Annotated in this window: 15 protein-coding genes; 7 read left to right on the top strand and 8 right to left on the bottom strand. The window is 68.6% G+C overall.

Annotation, left to right across the window (positions count from 1 at the left end):
* The 3 genes from ACQPYS_RS13485 to ACQPYS_RS13495 all read right to left on the bottom strand — a co-directional run bounded on the left by ACQPYS_RS13485 (position 1) and on the right by ACQPYS_RS13495 (position 2,612).
* Positions 1-1,623 (bottom strand): VWA domain-containing protein, encoded by a 1,623-nt coding sequence (locus ACQPYS_RS13485; protein WP_433492797.1) that lies wholly within the window; start codon positions 1,621-1,623, stop codon positions 1-3.
* Positions 1,624-1,782: 159 nt separating this feature from the next.
* Positions 1,783-2,031, bottom strand: coding sequence for a WhiB family transcriptional regulator (locus tag ACQPYS_RS13490; RefSeq protein ID WP_063034311.1), 249 nt, complete (start codon positions 2,029-2,031; stop codon positions 1,783-1,785).
* Positions 2,028-2,612 (bottom strand): HNH endonuclease, encoded by a 585-nt coding sequence (locus ACQPYS_RS13495; RefSeq protein WP_433492798.1) that lies wholly within the window; start codon positions 2,610-2,612, stop codon positions 2,028-2,030. The genes ACQPYS_RS13490 and ACQPYS_RS13495 overlap by 4 nt, the downstream gene beginning before the upstream one ends.
* Before the next feature lie 566 nt (positions 2,613-3,178).
* Here ACQPYS_RS13495 and ACQPYS_RS13500 point away from each other — a divergent pair.
* From ACQPYS_RS13500 to ACQPYS_RS13515, 4 genes are all read left to right on the top strand, one after another.
* Entirely contained in the window at positions 3,179-5,368 is a 2,190-nt protein-coding gene (locus tag ACQPYS_RS13500; protein WP_433492799.1) for a malate synthase G, read from the top strand.
* A 128-nt stretch (positions 5,369-5,496) separates the two neighbouring features.
* Positions 5,497-6,255, top strand: coding sequence for an NAD(P)H-dependent oxidoreductase (locus ACQPYS_RS13505; RefSeq protein ID WP_431938326.1), 759 nt, complete (start codon positions 5,497-5,499; stop codon positions 6,253-6,255).
* 172 nt (positions 6,256-6,427) lie between these two features.
* Positions 6,428-8,122, top strand: coding sequence for a hydrogenase maturation protein (locus ACQPYS_RS13510; RefSeq protein ID WP_433492800.1), 1,695 nt, complete (start codon positions 6,428-6,430; stop codon positions 8,120-8,122).
* A gap of 155 nt (positions 8,123-8,277) precedes the next feature.
* A complete protein-coding gene (locus ACQPYS_RS13515; protein ID WP_063034316.1) occupies positions 8,278-9,111 on the top strand; it encodes an MHYT domain-containing protein in 834 nt (277 codons plus the stop codon).
* Positions 9,112-9,676: 565 nt separating this feature from the next.
* On the opposite strand, the gene ACQPYS_RS13520 is transcribed toward ACQPYS_RS13515, so the two are convergent.
* Positions 9,677-11,572, bottom strand: coding sequence for a CASTOR/POLLUX-related putative ion channel (locus ACQPYS_RS13520; RefSeq protein WP_433492801.1), 1,896 nt, complete (start codon positions 11,570-11,572; stop codon positions 9,677-9,679).
* 182 nt (positions 11,573-11,754) lie between these two features.
* Between ACQPYS_RS13520 and ACQPYS_RS13525 the strand changes: the two genes are divergently transcribed.
* Together ACQPYS_RS13525 and ACQPYS_RS13530 are read left to right on the top strand one after the other, a co-directional pair.
* Positions 11,755-12,039, top strand: coding sequence for a hypothetical protein (locus tag ACQPYS_RS13525; protein ID WP_433492802.1), 285 nt, complete (start codon positions 11,755-11,757; stop codon positions 12,037-12,039).
* Entirely contained in the window at positions 12,036-12,485 is a 450-nt protein-coding gene (locus ACQPYS_RS13530) for a MerR family transcriptional regulator (RefSeq protein WP_433492803.1), read from the top strand. Before ACQPYS_RS13525 ends, ACQPYS_RS13530 begins: the two co-directional genes overlap by 4 nt.
* A gap of 74 nt (positions 12,486-12,559) precedes the next feature.
* Here the strand turns inward: ACQPYS_RS13530 and ACQPYS_RS13535 are convergent, their stop codons facing one another.
* Positions 12,560-12,994, bottom strand: a complete 435-nt coding sequence (locus ACQPYS_RS13535; RefSeq protein WP_433492804.1) for a DUF3592 domain-containing protein — start codon at positions 12,992-12,994, stop codon at positions 12,560-12,562.
* A gap of 279 nt (positions 12,995-13,273) precedes the next feature.
* Between ACQPYS_RS13535 and ACQPYS_RS13540 the strand changes: the two genes are divergently transcribed.
* Complete coding sequence (locus ACQPYS_RS13540; protein ID WP_433492805.1) at positions 13,274-13,918, top strand: class I SAM-dependent methyltransferase; 645 nt, start codon at positions 13,274-13,276, stop codon at positions 13,916-13,918.
* Positions 13,919-14,097: 179 nt separating this feature from the next.
* Here the strand turns inward: ACQPYS_RS13540 and ACQPYS_RS13545 are convergent, their stop codons facing one another.
* Genes ACQPYS_RS13545 through ACQPYS_RS13555 form a run of 3 tightly spaced genes read right to left on the bottom strand, consistent with a single transcriptional unit; the run spans position 14,098 to position 17,445 of the window.
* Complete coding sequence (locus ACQPYS_RS13545; RefSeq protein WP_433492806.1) at positions 14,098-14,997, bottom strand: 3-methyladenine DNA glycosylase; 900 nt, start codon at positions 14,995-14,997, stop codon at positions 14,098-14,100.
* Positions 14,994-16,058 (bottom strand): hemolysin family protein, encoded by a 1,065-nt coding sequence (locus ACQPYS_RS13550; RefSeq protein ID WP_063034321.1) that lies wholly within the window; start codon positions 16,056-16,058, stop codon positions 14,994-14,996. The genes ACQPYS_RS13545 and ACQPYS_RS13550 overlap by 4 nt, the downstream gene beginning before the upstream one ends.
* Entirely contained in the window at positions 16,051-17,445 is a 1,395-nt protein-coding gene (locus tag ACQPYS_RS13555; protein WP_433492807.1) for a hemolysin family protein, read from the bottom strand. Before ACQPYS_RS13555 ends, ACQPYS_RS13550 begins: the two co-directional genes overlap by 8 nt.
* Positions 17,446-17,632: the final 187 nt, after the last annotated feature.

Raw genomic sequence — 17,632 nt, forward strand, 5'->3', positions numbered from 1 at the left:
TCAGGGTGTGGTGAGCGCCCCGACCACGGCTGTGCCGAACTCGAGGTCGTTACTGCTCGGCAGTACGGCATAGCTGCCGCCGGTGCGCTGGGTCAGTGTGCGCAATGTATCGGTGCCCTCGCCGCCCCCGACGACGATGACATCCACCCGGACGGGCGTCGCGGGATCGCCCGCGTCCTGGATGGCGGCCAGCAGGTTTTCTCCGCTGAGCGTGGACTCGTCCTCGGGCCCGTCGGTGACTAGCAGGATCGAGTTGGTGCGTTCGGCGGCGTAGGTCTCGATCGCGCCGCGATATGCCGCCAGCAACGCCGGATAGCATTCGTCGGTGCTGGCGGCGGTCGCCTCGATCTTGCCGAGCGAGCCCATCAGGGTGCCGCGGTGTTCGTCGTCGAGGCGGGCGGTGCCGGCGACGACCCGGTACGGGGTGTCGCCGTCGACGTTCTTGCCGAAGGTCCAGATCCCCAGCCCGAAATCTGGCGGCATCACATTCAGGGTGGAGGCCACCGCGCCGACGGTGTTGGCCAGGCGGGTGAGGCCGCCCTCGGTGGTGCTCATGGAGGACGAGACATCCAGCAGCGCGGTGGCCTGCACCCCGAGCACCGGGTTGGTGAGCGCCTTCCGGAGCCGGTCCAGCGCGGCGCGCGGCGGTGAGACGACCTGCTGGGCCGGCGGGGCGGCGAATCCGGCGGCGACCAGGTCCCGCTGCTGTTCGGGCCTGCGCAGGTAATCGGCGAACAGGCCGGCGATGAGATTCTGTGCCTCGTCCACCCAGGGCCCCGACATGATCGCGGCCGGGTAGTCGGCCACCGGTGCCGCCCCGACGGGGACGTAGGCGGTCGCGCTGCCGTTGGCCGCGAGCTGCCGCTGGGTCAGGGGTACGGCGTGCACCGGGGCCTCGGCCGGAGCGGCGGACGACAGGGTGGTCATCGCGGCGGAGACGTCCGCGGCCTCGGGTGCGGCGGCGGCCAGACCCGATACCGCGGAGACGGCCTGGCCGGATTTCGCGGCCTCCTCGGTGAGTGGTTCGGTGCCCGAGATCGCGCCCGCGACTGCGGCGGCGACGGCCAGCGTGCTGTCGCCCGGCGGGAGCGCCAGCTCCAGCCCCGCCCAGCCCGGAAGACCGATCTGATCGAGTGAACCCTGTTGCAGCCGTGGCAGATCCGCCCACGAGGTCTGGGTGGCGGCCAGCGCGTGCCGCAGAATCTCCGGCACGGCGAGCACGATGGGGCTGGACGCGATCGACTGCGGGGTGCCCTCGATGAGGCCGGGTACCCGCATGGACTCGATATCGCGGCTGGAAACCGGTATCCACAGCCCCGGCCGGGGACCGAGGACGGGATTCCAGGTGGCGTTCGAGGTGAAGGCGGCCACCATATCGGCGGACGGCCGCTCGGTGACCACGACCTTTGCGCAGTGGTCGCGAACCACCGGCCGGGTCTCGTTGTATCTTTCCGCGATGGTTCGGACCGGGTCGGCGACCTCCGGATCGGCCGTTACGTCGAGGACGGCCTCGCCTTCCACGCACGTGCCCGCGGCCGCCGATCGGTCCGCGGAATCCGTGTCCAGTCGAGAACATCCGAAAACCAGTGCGACCAGGACCACCACGATAACCGCCGCGATCACCGGTCCCTTGCTCGATCTCCGGGAAGAACCGGTGCTGCGATGGGTACCCACGGGCAGTCAGTCTATGGTCCTGAACCGCCCGGTGAAGCACCACGGTCACGACTGTGGGGCCGTGCTCGCCGCACGGCCCCACAGTGCCTCCGACCAGCTTCGATCCGGCTACTCCCGGATCATCGTGCCACGGTCGAATTCCTGCCCGCCCCACACGCCGGATTGTCCGGTGCGCTCGGCGAACCTCCGGCATTCGAGCCGGATCGGGCAGCGCCCGCACACTTCCCGCGCATAGGCGAAATCCTGGGACGGGTAGGGAAACCACGCCTCGTGGTTCGGGTCGCCACGGCAGGCGGCCCGCTGCCATCCGCGGCTGTCGGAAACGGGTAGCAGGTCTGCCAGAATCTCGACGGTCATCTCGATCCCCTCCTTTCCTGGATCGCCTCGGTGGTGGTTGTCGTCGCGAGTTGTCGCCAGATCCGGCGCTGCGCCCGGGCGAGCGGGTCCGGCGGCCGCGGCGGCCAGAGCAGCCGCATCCCGGCCTCTTCCGGGGTGCGGTCGGCTTTACCGGTATTGCAGGTCACGCAGCATGCGATGAGGTTCTCCCAGGTATTGGGACCGCCTCGGCTGCGCGGCCGGATGTGGTCCACGGTGTGTGCCCCGGAGCCGCAGTAACCGCACCGGTTCCCGTCACGCCGCAGGATCGCGGCGTGCGTGGCGCGGCTGTCGGGCCGGCGGACCGCGAGATGGGCCAGGTACCGGTAGCGGACCAGCCGGATCGTCTCCGGCAGCATGATCTCGGTGTGTTGGGACCGGATCGGGAAATGTGGTTGCCGGATAACGATTGATTCGGCGATTCCGCTGGTCAGCAGTACTACCGCCCGGCCGGCCGGAATCCGGGCCAGCGCCTCGTAGCCGGCGTCGAGCACCAGCACACGGGCGCGTATCCAGTTGTCCGGAGTGAGCGTTGCCGGTTCGGCGACAACGGTTGTGGGCATGGGTATCACCAGGTTTCGACGGCCCGGGGCAGCCGGGACCACGACGGAGACGGGAGAAGGCGGGCGGTCAGCGCCGCTGGGGGAGGAGCCGGTCGATCGCGCGATCGCCGATGGCGGGTTCCGGCTGCCGCGACGGCTCGCCGCGCACGCCCATCGGCCGTTTCGGCGCACTGGCGCGTGCTGCGGAATCGGCGTTCGACCGGGTGTTACCGGCCGATGCGACTGGATACAAGACCACTCCTCCCTTCGCTGTGTCGTAGCCCTGCCGGGGCGGCGGGCCGGATGGAATACATGGTGGCACAGGGCGGTAGCGGTTGTCGGCTCATTTTTCGGCACCTGATCGGGCACTACCGTCGCGTGGACCGGCGCCCACCCGTGGACCCCGCCCTGGCCGCCGGAAGCGCCGCGCGGCGGAGCCCGGGCGGTCGCGACGGTGCGGGGTAGAGTCCGCATCGGGACGTCTGCGCTCCTGCCCACGTGATCACCCGGCGATCGGAGCACCGCTACCGGTCGGTAACATAAACATCGACTTTCCACCCGGTATTTCGCGGAAGTGAGGCACGTAGATGACAGAGCGGAAAAAGGTCGGCGGGCTCGAGGTTGCCACCGTTCTCCACGACTTCGTAGAGAACGAGGCGCTCCCCGGTACCGGCGTCGATTCCGCCGCGTTCTGGGCCGGCGCCGAGCGGATCATCACCGAGTTCGCGCCGCGCAACCGAGCCCTGCTGGCCGAACGCGACGAAATCCAGGGCAAGCTCGACGCCTGGCACAGCGAACATCCGGGCGCAAATTACGACAGGTCGGCCTATAAGCAGTTCCTGGTCGAGATCGGCTACCTGCAGTCCGAGCCCGCCGATTTCACCATCGGCACCGCCGGCGTCGACGATGAGATCAGCAGTACCGCCGGGCCGCAGCTGGTGGTCCCGGTGAGCAACGCGCGGTTCGCCATCAATGCCGCCAATGCCCGCTGGGGATCGCTCTACGACGCGCTCTACGGCACCGACGCCATCCCGGAGACCGGCGGCGCCGAGAAGGGCACCGGCTACAACCGGGTGCGCGGGGACAAGGTCATCGAATGGGCCCGCAACTTCCTCGACGACGCGGTCACCTTGATCACCGGTTCGCATATCGGCTCGACCTCCTACGCCATCGTCGACGGTGAACTCGAGGTCGGCCTGGAGGACGGCACCACCATCGGCCTGGCCGATGCCGGTCAGCTCGTCGGCTATCTGGGCGACCCGGCCGCCCCGCGGTCGATCCTGCTGCAGAACAACGGGCTGCACATCGAGATCCAGATCGATCCGGATTCGCCGATCGGCAGCACCGATACCGCCGGTATCAAAGATGTTGTCATCGAATCCGCGGTCACCACGATCATGGACTTCGAGGACTCCGTGGCCGCGGTGGACGCCGAGGACAAGACCCTCTGTTACCGCAACTGGCTGGGCCTGATGAAGGGCGACCTCGCCGAGGAGGTCACCAAGAACGGCAAGACTTTCACCCGGACCATGAACCCGGACCGGGTCTACACCGCCCTGGACGGTTCCGAACTGACCGTGCACGGCCGGTCGCTGCTGTTCGTACGCAATGTCGGCCATCTGATGACCAGCGACGCGATCCTGGACGACGAGGGCAACGAGGTGCCCGAGGGCATTCTGGACGGCATCCTCACCTCCCTGATCGCCAAGCATTCGCTGCGCGACGATGTGGCGCTCACCAACAGCCGCACGGGTTCGGTCTACATCGTGAAGCCGAAGATGCACGGCCCGGACGAGGTGGCCTTCACCAATGACCTGTTCGCCGCGGTCGAGGATGTGCTGGACCTACCGCGTAACACCCTCAAGGTCGGCATCATGGACGAGGAGCGCCGCACCACGGTGAACCTCAAGGCGTGTATCAATGCCGCCGCCGACCGCGTGGTGTTCATCAACACCGGCTTCCTGGACCGCACCGGCGACGAGATCCACACCTCCATGGAGGCGGGGCCGATGATCCGCAAGGCCGAAATGAAGACCCAGCGGTGGATCCTGGCCTACGAGGACTGGAACGTCGATACCGGTATCACGGCCGGGCTGCCGCACAAGGCGCAGATCGGCAAGGGAATGTGGGCCATGCCGGACCTGATGGCCGGCATGCTCGAACAGAAGATCGGCCATCCCAAGGCCGGCGCCACCACCGCGTGGGTGCCCTCCCCGACGGCGGCCACCCTGCACGCCACCCACTACCACCTGGTGGACGTGTTCAAGCGGCAGGCCGAGATCGCCAAGGGCGGGGCACGCGCGAGTGTCGACGATATCCTGCAGATCCCGCTGGCCACGGATACCAACTGGTCCGAGGCCGACAAGCAGCAGGAGCTCGACAACAACTCGCAGTCCATCCTGGGCTATGTGGTGCGCTGGATCGACCAGGGTGTGGGTTGTTCCAAGGTGCCCGACATCTCCGATATCGCGCTGATGGAGGATCGCGCCACCCTGCGGATCTCCAGCCAGCTGATGGCCAACTGGCTGCGTCACGGTGTGGTCACCACCGACGAGGTGGTGGCGAGCCTGGAACGGATGGCGCCCGTGGTGGATCGGCAGAACGCCGGCGATGCCGGCTACCGTCCGATGGCGCCCGATTTCGCGGGCAGTATCGCCTTCCAGGCCGCGAAAGATCTCATCCTCGAAGGGACCGCGCAGCCCAACGGCTACACCGAGCCGATCCTGCACCGCCGCCGCCGTGAGGCCAAGGCGCTGGCGGGTAAGAACGAGGCATAACCGCCTCGGCACGACAGTATGCGGTCCCCGGCCTCTCGCGAGCGGCCGGGGACCGCATGTTCGTATGCTGGCGCGCCTGCGCGGGCACGCCAGGAATGTCCACACCGGGTCGCGGTGTTGCCCCAGACATGAAGGTTTTGATCGTCTACGCGCACCCGGAACCCGATTCGCTCACCGGAGCCCTGAAAGATGTGGCTGTCGAACAGTTGCGGGCCGACGGCCACGACGTGCGGGTGAGCGACCTCTATGCCATGGGCTGGAAGGCCCACGCCGACGCCACCGATTTCGGGGCCGTCGAGGAGACCAACTTCATGCTGGCCTCGGGTGAGGCCTTCGCGAACGGCACGCTGAGCGACGATATCCGGGCCGAGCAGGAGAAACTGCTGTGGGCCGATACCGTGCTGCTGCATTTCCCGCTGTGGTGGTTCGCCATGCCCGCCATCCTCAAGGGCTGGGTGGATCGGGTGTTCACCTGCGGATTCGCCTACGGTGCGGGCGGGACCGCCATCCCACGCTACGGTGACGGCGTCCTCGCCGGTCGGCGGGCGATGCTGGTGGTGGCCGTCGGCGGCCGGGAACCCGCGTATTCCGATCGCGGGATCAACGGCCCGACAGCGGATGTGCTGTTCCCCATCCACCACGGCATCCTCTACTACCCGGGCATGGATGTGCTGCCACCGTTCGTCGTACACGGTGCGATCAGGGTGGACGACGAACGCTTCGAACAGCTCGCCATCGATCTGCGTAAGCGGCTGGCGGAACTGGACACCGCCGAGCCGATCCGGTATCGGCGTCAAGCCGGCGGCGACTACGATCGCTCGCTCCGGCTCGAAGCGGGGCGCGAAGAGCCGGGAGCCACCGGATTCGGGCTGCACATCGCCTCGTGAGGTGGCGCGGCGCGAACGGGCGCGCCCGCTTCCTCCCACCGCGAATCCGTTCGCGCAGTGAGTGGTCGGGAGGGCCCGGGCTGCGGGCGGGCCGGCGCAGGACTAGCTTGGTCGGGTAGAGACCGTATCCGGGGAACGAGCGGATCGGTTCCCTGTCCGATGGAGGAGAATCTTGCGAGTCCTGCTGGTCGCGAGCGCTTTCAACAGCCTGACACAGCGTGTGCACACGGAACTGCGTTATCGCGGGCACGAGGTCACGGTCGAATTGGCGCTCGGCGACGATCTGCTGCGGGCCCGGGTGGCGGCGTTCCGGCCCGATCTCATCGTGGCGCCGATGCTGACCACCGCTGTCCCGGAGGACATCTGGACCGAGCACACCGTGCTGATCGTGCATCCCGGTCCCAAGGGCGATCGCGGCCCCTCCTCGCTCGACTGGGCGATCAGCGAGGGCGCGGCCGAATGGGGTGTCACGGTGCTCCAGGCGGTCGAGGAGATGGACGCAGGGCCGATCTGGGCCTCGGTGTCCTTCCCGGTACCCGCGTGCGGGAAGAGTGAGCTGTACCGCAACGAGATGTCGGATGCCGCCGTCACCGCGGTGCTGCTGGCAGTCGAACGTTTCGGTACCGGGGATTTCGTGCCCGAGCCGCTGGACTACGACCGGCCCGATGTCCGGGGCCGGTTGCGGCCCTACCACTCCCAGCAGTACCGCCGGATCGACTGGACGACCGACAGCACCGCCGATGTACTGCGCAAACTCCGCGCGGCCGATTCGCAGCCCGGCGTGCTCGACGAGCTCTACGGTCGCGAGTACTTCGTGCACGGTGGCCACAACGAGGACCGGCTGCGTGGTGAGCCGGGCGCGGTGATCGCGACCCGCGACGGTGCGATCTGCCGGGCCACCGTCGACGGTGCGGTCTGGTTGCCGCAGTTGCGGCGCCGCCGGATGCCGGGCGGCCCGGCGACATTCAAACGACCCGCGGTGGCCGCGCTCGGCGCGGACCTGCCCCCCGCCACCCCGGAGGTGCCGGTGTCGGCGGCCGCTGCGGCCGTCCGCGATACCTGGTCCGAGGTGCGTTACCGCGAGGAAGGGTCGGTGGGCTACCTCGAATTCGGCTACGCGGGCGGGGCGATGAGCACCGCGCAGTGCCGCCGGTTGCTCGCCGCCTACCGAGAGGCCTGCGCGCGGCCGACCCGGGCACTGGTCTTCGGTCCGGCCCGGGACTTCTTCTCCAACGGTATCCACCTGCACGTCATCGAATCGGCGGCGGATCCGGCCCGGGAGTCCTGGCACAACATCAACGCCATGAACGATCTCGTGGAGGCGATCCTCACCACCACCGACAAACTCGTCATCTCGACGCTGCCCGGTAACGCGGCCGCGGGTGGGGTGATGCTGGCGCTGGCCGCCGACGAAGTATGGGCCCGCGAGGCCGCGGTACTCAATCCGCACTACCGCCTGATGGGCCTGTACGGCTCGGAGTACTGGACCTACTCGCTGCCGCGGCGCGTCGGCGCGGCCGAGGCCGCCCGGCTCACCCGGGAGACCCTGCCGGTGGGCGCGAAAGCGGCCGCGGACCTCGGGCTGGTGGACCGGGTGGGTTCCGGGGACACCGCCGAGTTCGCCGACTGGGTGCGCCGGGAGGCGGAGGCGCTGGCCGATTCGCCCGAGCTGGAGAATCGGCTGACCGCCAAGAAGCAGCTGCGGGAGGCCGACGAGGCCGCCAAACCGCTGGCGGAGTACCGCGCCGAGGAACTGGCGCAGATGCGCCGGAACTTCTTCGAGGAGGGCGAGCCCTACCACGAACTGCGGCAGAACTTCGTGTACAATGTGGTGCCGCCTAACACTCCTGCCTACCTGCGGAGCTGATCCGGATATTTCGGCCTTAGCTCAGTTGTGACATCAAGTGGCGGATGTACACCCCCGTAGGGTGAAATTTTTACTCTGCAGACCCCTTCGGGGTCTGCCGAACTACTGTCCAGGTGGCCGCAGTTCGGAAATCGACTAATACAACGGAGTTACACGTGCAGCTCGAGCACTTCAGCAATGGGTGGGTGACGCCTGTCCTCGCCTATTTCATGTCGTTCATCGGGTCGGTGCTCGGTCTCCGGTGCGCGGTCCGCGCGCGATCCTCGGAACAGGCCGGCGGCTGGCTGGTCGCCGCCGCCATCGCGCTCGGCGGCGCGGGTATCTGGGTCATGCACTTCACCGCCATGCTCGGTTTCTCCATCGGCGGGATGACCATCCGCTACGACATGCCGATGACGCTGCTCAGCGCCGGGATCGCCATCGTGGTCGTCCTGATCGGACTGGCGATCGTGGTGCGCGGGCACCGGGAGGTGATCGCCCTGCCGCTGGGCGGAGCGATCACCGGAATCGGGGTCGTGGGGATGCACTACCTCGGCATGGCCGCGATGAACTCCGGTGCGGAGATGGAATACAGCACCGGACTGGTCCTGCTGTCGATCCTGATCGCGGTGGTCGCCGCGACCGCCGCGCTGTGGTTCATGCTGCACGTGAAAGGGTGGGGCAACACCATCGGTGCGGCACTGATCATGGGTGTCGCGGTCTGTGGCATGCACTACACCGGTATGGCCGCCATGAGCGCCCACCACGGTGACCACACCGCGGTGCCGGAGGGTGTCGCGCCGGTGGAGTTGCTCACTCCGCTGCTCACCACCGTCGCGCTGGTGGTGGTGGGCCTCGTCGTCCTGGTCGGCGTGGCCGAGCTCGAGGTCCGGTCGACGACCGCGGCGAAATCGGAGTACGAATCCGACGAGGTCGTGACCCTCACTACCGATCCCGCGACCCTCGCGGTGAGCGGCCGGGAGTGGCCGCGGATGCCGGTGGACCGCTAGTCTGCCGCCTGTCGCAGTGGTGCCATCGAGGTGGGGCCTCGGTTGTCGCCCGCGGCTGCGCGGCCTACTCTGGGCCGCCGTATCTGCAAGCCGAAGTGAGGATTGTTCGAATGGGTAGTACCGTGCTCGATATCTTCGCGTTGATCATCACGCGAATCGGGGATTTCTGGAACTGGGCGTCCACCGGCTCGGCGGGTTTTCCGCCGCTGTGACCCGGTAACGATTGCCGATACGGAGCCCGGACGCAGTGTGCGTCCGGGCTCCGCTGCGTTCGACGGGTCTGTCGGAGGGTCGCCGGAGCGGTCCGCCGGGCTCGGGCCGGTAGCGGGGTGTTCTGGAGCCGGCCGACACCGGGCCGGTTTCTTGCCGCTGTCGGCGATGATCACCTGCCACAGCTGCTGGTCCCCGGTGCAGCGGCGCGGCACCGACCGGGTGACGACCACTGCGCCCCGGCCGCGTGGTTGACCGATGGCCGCTCGGTGGCCGCCCGGGCTGTTTCGTCGTCGACCGGACCGGCGGCCACGGGCGCGGCCGCCGGGTGCGGTGATGTCGATGACGGGCGGGATCAGTCCTCGGCGACCACGATCACGCTGTCCAGCGGCGACAGAATGATCGGGGCGTCCTTGGGTGGGTTGAGGGTGACACCGTAGGCCGGTGGCCGGCCGCCGTGCCGGTGGAGCCGGTAACCGATTGCCGCCTCGCCGCGCGACCGCGCCGCATGGATGATGGTGGCGAAGTTGATCTCCATATCGGTGCTCACGTAGTCCGGGGCGGGTTTGAGGTAGATCTCGGATCCGCTGGGATCGAACAGGTCGGTGAATACCGCGTGCAGGTGTCGGTTCTCGGCGAGCTGGGTCAGCAGCAGACTGATCAGCTTACTGCTGACGATGAAGTCGTCGGCTCTGGTGACCTGCGCGATCTCCCGGTTGGCATCGTCGTTCATCTCGGTGACGATCGAGTACGGGTCGCCGAGCCGGACTTCGATGTCACGCAGGTGCAACAGGGTCACCAGGGTGCGGTCGTCGGCGGGATCCTCGTCGAGCATATCGTCGGTGAGCACGATGACGTGTTGGTAGCTGCCCGGATTCAGCGCCTCCAGCGAGCGCCGGCTGGTCGGTTCGCAGGGCCGGTAGCCGACGGTCAGGTTGGTCCGCGGACTGCCGGTGATATCCCCGGACGGGGGATGTGGGGCGGCGATGTCGAGCACCGACCCGGGGGCGACGTACTCGTCGAGCAGGCCGAGAATGCGGGGGCCGCGCGAGTTCCACCCGACCAGCAGGGTCCGGTCGGGGGCGGGGTCGGCGGCGTCCTCCGGGACCTTCACCAGGGCCTCGGTAACCACCGGCACCGCCTCGGTCGCCAATTCCACGAGAAGATCGTCCTCGGCGATCACGATGATCTGGTCGTCCTGGGCGATGACGGTGTCCATGGGCGGATTCACCGCCACCGTCCCGTCGCCCCGGCGCAGTCCCACCGGGCAGCTGGTGTTGTAGGCACTCAGCGCCTCACCATAGGTCCGGCCGGCCAGGGTGGGCTCCGCCCGCAGGTAGAGCCCGTTGCCGGCGAAGTCCAGCAGGTCCGTGCACACCGTGGAGAGGCCCGACTGGCGGTGCGACTGAACCACGATCCGCACCGTGATGTCCTCGGCATCGATGACCAGAGTGTCCGGGTCGGTGGCCAACCGGGCCGCGGCCACATCCTCCGACTGGCGCACCGCGGTGACGATATGCGGCCGCCGGGCCGGCCACGATCGGTTGTTCAGCAGCAGTAGGGCTTTGATCACATCGATATCGGCATCGTCACCCGGTCGCGGCAGCACGATGATGGACTTGGCGGTATCCAGGCTGACCAGTTCCAGATCGCTGCGTTTGAGGGGGCTGCCGGAGCGGCAGGTCACCCGTGTCCGCCCGGTGTTGCCGACCCGGGCCCGGATCTGGTCCTCCATATCGACCTTGTCCCGATCGGCCAGGACCACCACGCTCGAGCGCCGAGTGCGCTGGTTCGCGGCGGCCAGCTCGGATACCACAGTGAAAACCTGCTCCGACCAGCCCAATACGACCGTGTGCCCGGACTCGATCAGCGGGGCCCGGCCCTTGCGCAGTTCCGCGATCCGATATTCCATCCCGGTCACGAGCACACCGATCAACGAACTGACAATGAAGATCCCGCCGAGCGTCACCACCAGCATCAACACCAGAAACGGCACGCTGAACACGGTCGCGTCGTCGCTGCCCATGGTCCCGGGATCGAGCGTGCGCAGCAAACTCATCCACGCCACACCGATCCAGCCGCCCTTGACTCCCGCGACATCGTCCGGTGCCAGCAGGGCGGCCAGCGCCGTGGTCACCGCGATCAGTACCGCCGACGCCAGACCGAGCCAGCCGATCAATGCCGGAGTCCCACGATCCATCGTCCGGTCGAACCAGAATCGCACCCGGTCACGCACTCTGATCCTGGCCACACTCACCCCTACACACTCACACCCACAGCAACTCGTCGTTGAAGAACGTAGCTGTCCGTCGCGAATCATGCACAACCGAAGCAACATTCACGCTCCGATCGACCGCGCCGACAGTAACGGTCGTCGCCTCGGTGTCGGCGGTATCGCCCGAACGCGGGTGATCGGCGTGCACCCTGCCCACAGTGGAGCGCCCGGTCCGGGTCGCGGAGTTCGACCGGTTCTTCGGCGAGTCCGTGCGCGGCGTCCGCCGGCCGGACCCGGCACGGCTGGAACTGGTGATCGATCCGGCCGCGGAGCCGGTGGCGCGAGATCTGGCAGGGCGCGAGTCGGGCTGCTGTTCGTTCTTCCGTTTCGACTTCGCCCGTGGCACCGGTGTACTGATGGGAGTCCAGGTGCCGGGCGGGTATATCGATGTGCTCGACGCATTCGCCCTTCGGGTGGACGTCGCGCTCGACGGCCGCCGATGACCGGATCGCGCACGAGCGAGCTCGCGGCGGCGGCCGGGGTGAACCCGCAGACGCTGCGCTACTACGAGCGCCGCCGGCTGTTGACCCGGCCGGACCGGCGCCCGGGTGGGCACCGGTTGTATGCGGAACAGGCGGTGACGGTGCTGCGGGTGATCAAGGCTGCCCAGCGGCTGGGATTCACTCTCGACGAGGTCGCCGGCCTGCTGGCCACCACCCGGTCCGCCCGGCACCGGCGCGATACCGGATTGCGGGCGCGGACCGCGGCGAAACTGGCGGAGGTCGAGGCGAAACTCGCCGAGCTGTCCGCGGTGCGCGACACACTACGGGCCGCGCTGGCCGAAGGATGCGCCGACCTGCTCGTATGCAGCGAACCGCCGGGCTGCCCGGTGCCCTTCGACACCGGAGCCGTGCCCACCCCCGGCGATCGCGGTGGCGGCAGCCGGTAATACCGCGGCACGGCAGCGGCGGATGCGGTGGCCCGGTCCGGCGATCGGAGGATGAATCCCTCTCGGGATCGGGTTCATCCGACGGTCGACTTCCTGATCCTTGATGCCGCCGCGACCCCCGCGACCCCCGCGACCCCCGCGACCGCCACGAGCGCGGCAGCGCCGAGGGCGGCGAAGATCAGTGGCAGGTAGGTGAGATGGAGGAAGAGGAAGGTTTCGTCGACCTTTGCGTGGCCGGGGTCGCCGGGGTCGTAGCGGACCGGAACACGGTCACCGAGATCGGTATAGCGCGAGGAGGCCGCCGAGCCGCCGTCTGCCCGGACCGTTTCGCCGGCCGTGGTGGTGAACTCGATGACGGTGGAGGTGCCGGCCGGTCGGTTGCCCTTGGTGTTGTCGGTGAGTTCCCTACCGAATTCCACCGCGGTGCCCGTCACGACCTGTGAGTTCGCCAGGAACACTGCGTTGTAACCGATCGGGACCGCCGCGAACAGGATCGCCACAACTCCCATCAACGCGACGGCGAGCCTGTTGGAATCGATTCCGGCGGTGAGAGACGTCGCACAACAGTCCCTCCTGGAAGCCCGCACAGGCGATTCTAGTAGGAGAACCCGCCGGAGAGCGGCCGGTTACCGAGCCCCTGCTCGGTCCCCGCGGGGCCGGTGTCCCGCACCGCGGCACGATGAGAGAACCGGCCGGGCGCCACCGCGGTCCTCTCGACGCGCGGCGCGGGCGGCGATTCGGGGGTTTCCCTGATGTGCCGGCACGGGCCGGGCTGGTTTTCTGAATGTATGGCCGGCAACACAGCCCGCGGTGAACTGGACCGCGTGGAACAGAACTTCGACCGCATCGCCGACGGATACGACCGCCAGATCGGATGGTCCGAACGAGTACTGCTCGGCGATGCGCGCCGATGGGCGACCGAACAGGCCCGCGGGACGGTGGTGGAGATCGGCGTGGGCAGCGGGTTGAATCTGCCGCTGTACGGCCCCGGGGTGGAGCGGCTGATCGGGGTGGACCTGTCCGAGCGAATGCTCGACCTCGCGCGGGCCCGGTCGGCGCCGGTGCCGGTGGAATTGCGGCACGGGGACGCCCAGCAACTGGATCTGCCTGCCGCATCGGTGGATACGGTGGTCTCCACCTACGCCTTCTGCACGATTCCCGATCCGGGTGCGGCCGCGGCGGCCGCGTGGCGGGTGCTGCGGCCGGGCGGTGCGTTCGTCGCGGTCGAGCACGGTCCGGCCCGCGCGCGACCGGTGGCGGCGCTGATGCGCCTGGCCGAACCGCTGGCGGTACGGCTCGCGGCGGACCACCTCACCCGGGAGCCGGTCGGCTACCTCACCGACGCAGGGTTCACCCTCGAACATTTCGCCCGCACCGGTCGCGGCGGGGTGGTGTTCCGGGTGCTGGCCCGGAAACCGGCACAGGCCGGCTGATCACGTCAGCGATCCGGTCGGCTTTCGACGTGAAACCCTGCGCGGGGTGGGTCCGCCCGAAGAACGGGATGCGGATGCGGATCCGCGCGCGCAGCATCCGGCCGCACGTGGGTCGGACTCCTGTCGACCGAACCGGTCCACATCCGCCGACGCCGGTGATATCGGTTCGGACAGGTCTTCTATTCGGAAACTTGTTCCAGCAGGGAATCCAGGCTCGTGAGCAGCCGCTTCCGCAGTAGTCCGGCCCGGTTCGCGATCTCGGCCTGGCGGCGCACATATTCGGCCCGCCCGGCCGGGGTCTCGATCCGCACCGGCTCGTACCCGTGTTCGCGAAGGTCGTATGGGCTCGCTCGCATATCGAGGGTCCGGGCGTCCAGCGCCAGCGCGAAACAATCGAGGAGAAGGTCCGAGGCGAGGAGCGGAGTCGCTTTGAAGCCCCACTTGTACAGGTCCATATTGGCGTGCAGGCAACCCGGCTGCTCGGCGTGGATCTGGTCCTCGCGGTTCAGCTGCCGGTTGTTGCGGGGCGCCGCGGCCGGGGTGAAGAACCGGAACGCGTCGAAATGGGTACAGCGCACCGGCATCGATTCGACCACCGCGTCGGTACCGGCCGCGCCGAGCCGCAGCGGTACCGAATCGTGGCGGACCTCCCCGGTGCTGTACACCATTGCCCATTCGTGCAGGCCGAAACAGGACAGTTGCGGGGGCCGGGACGCCGTCGCGCGCAGCAGATCCGCGATATATGTGAGGGTGCCGGCGCGCGACCGCAGGAACTCCGGATCGACGGTGACCACCGGACCGGTGTCCGTGCCGGGCTCGTCGATCCGCCGATAGCCGCGCAGGCCGGTGTACTCGGCGGCACCGGCCAGCGCCACCCCGAAACCGGGATGCCAGCGCCGCAACTGCGCCGGTTTGTGGCCGTAGTAGGTGAACAGGAAATCGAGCACCGGGTGCTTCGCCCCGGCGGCCCGCGCCCGCAGGTACGGGCCGGCCAGGGCGTCGAGGCGGTCCCGGTGCGCCCCGGCGCGCGCCCGCCACTCCGTCGCGCCGAGCACCGATCCGACGGCCGCGGCCGTCATTCGGCGACCCGGTGCGTGGTGTCGCGGACGGTACCGACGAACTCCTCGACGAGATCTTCGAGCGCCACGATGCCCACCGTATTGCCCCGTGCGTCCACCACCCGGCCCAGATGGCTGCTGGTGCGGCGCAGCCGGGCCAGCGCCTCGTAGAGGGTGGTGCCCATCAGCACGGTCGGCAGTGGCCGGATATCGGTGCGCGGGATCTCGGTGCCGGGGCCCGCGGTTTCGTCGGAGACCTTGTCCAGCACATCTTTGACGTGCAGGTATCCGACCAGGGAACCATCGGAGGCGCGGACCGGGTACCGGGAGAAACCGGTTTCGGCGACCGCGCTCTCGATATCGCCCAGGGTGGTGCCGCGGGCACGCAGCGGAATAGTGCGCGCCTGCGTCAGCGGCACCATGACCTCGGCGACGAATCGCTCCCCGGTGCCCAGCGCCTGGGTGAGACGGCGGTGCTCCTCCTCGTCCAGCAGGCCCTCGGACCGGGATTCACCGATCATCTCGGCCAGTTCGTCGCTCGAGACCGCGGCCTCGAGTTCGTCCTTGGGTTCGATGCGCAGCATCCGCAACGACAGGTTGGCCGCGAAGTTGTAGACCGCGATGAGTGGCCGGGCGATCCGCAGCCACGCCAGATGTAGCGGCACCAGCAGCAGCGCACTGCGTTCGGGGCCGGCGAGCGCGATGTTCTTCGGGATCATCTCGCCCAGCAGAATGTGCAGGATCACCACGATGGCCAGCGCGAGCACGAACGACACCGGATGCAGCAGTGCTTCCGGCAGCCCGGCCAGCTCGAACGGACGCTCCAGCAGATGGGCCACCGCCGGCTCGCCGACCCGGCCCAGCAGGATCGAGCAGATCGTAATGCCCAGCTGCGCGGCGGCCAGCATCATCGACAGGTTCTGTCCGGCCCGGATCACGGTGTCGGCATTACGTTTACCCTGCGCGGCCAGCGCCTCGAGCCGGTCGCGGCGGGCGGAGATGAGCGCGAACTCGGCGCCCACGAAGAAGGCGTTACCCGCCAGCAGGAGCACGGTCAGGGCCACTCCGAAAAGGTCACCCATGGCGGACCTCCCGGCCGGTGGGCTGTTGTTCGCGCAGGTTGATCGCCTCGGCATCGGCCGGGACCAGGCGGATCCGGTCGATGCGGCGTTCGTCCATCCGCTCCACCCGGGCCAGCCAGCCGCCCTGCCCGTCACCGTGGCGGCGTTCGTGGCCGCGCTCCGGCAGCACCACGGTATCGCCGGCCACCGGGATCCGGCCGAGCCGGGTGAGCACCAGGCCACCGAGGGTTTCGTATTCGCCGTCGGGAGCGACGTATCCGGTCGCCCGGGTCACCTCGTCGATACGCAGCAGGCCCGAACAGTCCCAGCCGTCGGAGACCCGGCGCACGTCGCGTTCCTCTTCGTCGTGCTCGTCGCGGACATCGCCGAGGATCTCCTCGATGATGTCCTCCATGGTGACCAGGCCCGCGGTGCCACCGTATTCGTCGACGACCAGCGCGACCTGCATACCGTCGGCGCGGACCCGTTCGAGGACCTCGTCACCGTCGAGGCTGGCTGGTAACACCTGCACCGGCTGCGCGATCTGCGCGAGACCGACCCCGGCGCGCGTGCGCGCGGGATGGGTGAACGCCTGTTTGACGTGTACGACACCCAGGGTGTTGTCCAGGTCGCCGTCGATCACCGGGAACCGCGAGTAGCCGGTGCGGGCGGCCGCGGCGAGCAGGTCGCCGATGGTGTCGGTGCGGTCCAGGGCTTCGATCTTCACCCGCGGGGTCATCAGCTCCTCGGCGCTGCGCTCGCCGAACTGCAGGGAGCGGTCCAGCAGTTGCGCGGTGCGCTGATCGAGCGCGCCGTGCTGGGCCGAGGTGCGCACCAGCGAACCGAGTTCCTGGGGCGACCGTGCCGAGCGTAGTTCCTCCGCCGGTTCCACCCCGAACCGGCGGACCGCCCAGTTGGCGGTGCCGTTGAGAAACTGGATCATCGGCTTGAACACCGCCGAGAACGCCACCATCGGCCCGGCGGTCGCCCGCGCGGTGGCCATGGGCGCGGCGATGGCGATGTTCTTGGGGACCAGCTCGCCGTAAATCATCGACAGCGAGGTCGCCAGGATCAGCGCCAGGGCCAGGGCGATACCCGTAGCAGCGGAATCCGGGACTCCGAGCACGCCGAACAGCGGTTCGAGTAACCGCGCCAGCACGGGTTCGGCGATGTAACCGGTGATCAGTGTGGTGATAGTGATACCGAGCTGGGCGCCGGACAGCTGGAAGGAGAGCGTGCGGTGCGCCTGCCGGACCGCACGCGCCCGCACATCGCCGTCGCGCGCGTGCGCTTCGACGGTGCTGCGTTCCAGCGCGGTGAGCGAGAATTCGGCGGCCACGAACAACGCCGTGCCGGCGGTGAGCGCCACGAACCCGATGAGGCTGAGGACGGTGAGTGCGACGGCCATCTCACCACCCCCCGGCGGACATCGGTATCAGCGATGGGGAAAGGGCCGGAGAGGGGAGGGTCGTGCAGCGGAGGACGCCGGGTCTGTCACCCGGCTCGATAGATGAGCCCTCCTGAGTGGCGCCCTCGGACGCGGGTGACAACTGGATCCTTTCGTCCTGACGATCGCAGCCGACGGTCGCCGGCGG

The organism is Nocardia grenadensis, from assembly GCF_050942415.1.
In the GTDB taxonomy this organism is placed as follows: domain Bacteria; phylum Actinomycetota; class Actinomycetes; order Mycobacteriales; family Mycobacteriaceae; genus Nocardia; species Nocardia grenadensis.

Coding starts and splice junctions, on each gene's coding strand:
- ACQPYS_RS13540 (WP_433492805.1), top strand. CDS start 13,274: ATGGCCGGCAACACAGCCCGCGGTGAACTGGACCGCGTGGAACAGAAC.
- ACQPYS_RS13550 (WP_063034321.1), bottom strand. CDS start 16,058: ATGGGTGACCTTTTCGGAGTGGCCCTGACCGTGCTCCTGCTGGCGGGT.
- ACQPYS_RS13505 (WP_431938326.1), top strand. CDS start 5,497: ATGAAGGTTTTGATCGTCTACGCGCACCCGGAACCCGATTCGCTCACC.
- ACQPYS_RS13500 (WP_433492799.1), top strand. CDS start 3,179: ATGACAGAGCGGAAAAAGGTCGGCGGGCTCGAGGTTGCCACCGTTCTC.
- ACQPYS_RS13555 (WP_433492807.1), bottom strand. CDS start 17,445: ATGGCCGTCGCACTCACCGTCCTCAGCCTCATCGGGTTCGTGGCGCTC.
- ACQPYS_RS13530 (WP_433492803.1), top strand. CDS start 12,036: ATGACCGGATCGCGCACGAGCGAGCTCGCGGCGGCGGCCGGGGTGAAC.
- ACQPYS_RS13490 (WP_063034311.1), bottom strand. CDS start 2,031: ATGACCGTCGAGATTCTGGCAGACCTGCTACCCGTTTCCGACAGCCGC.
- ACQPYS_RS13535 (WP_433492804.1), bottom strand. CDS start 12,994: ATGGGAGTTGTGGCGATCCTGTTCGCGGCGGTCCCGATCGGTTACAAC.
- ACQPYS_RS13495 (WP_433492798.1), bottom strand. CDS start 2,612: ATGCCCACAACCGTTGTCGCCGAACCGGCAACGCTCACTCCGGACAAC.
- ACQPYS_RS13545 (WP_433492806.1), bottom strand. CDS start 14,997: ATGACGGCCGCGGCCGTCGGATCGGTGCTCGGCGCGACGGAGTGGCGG.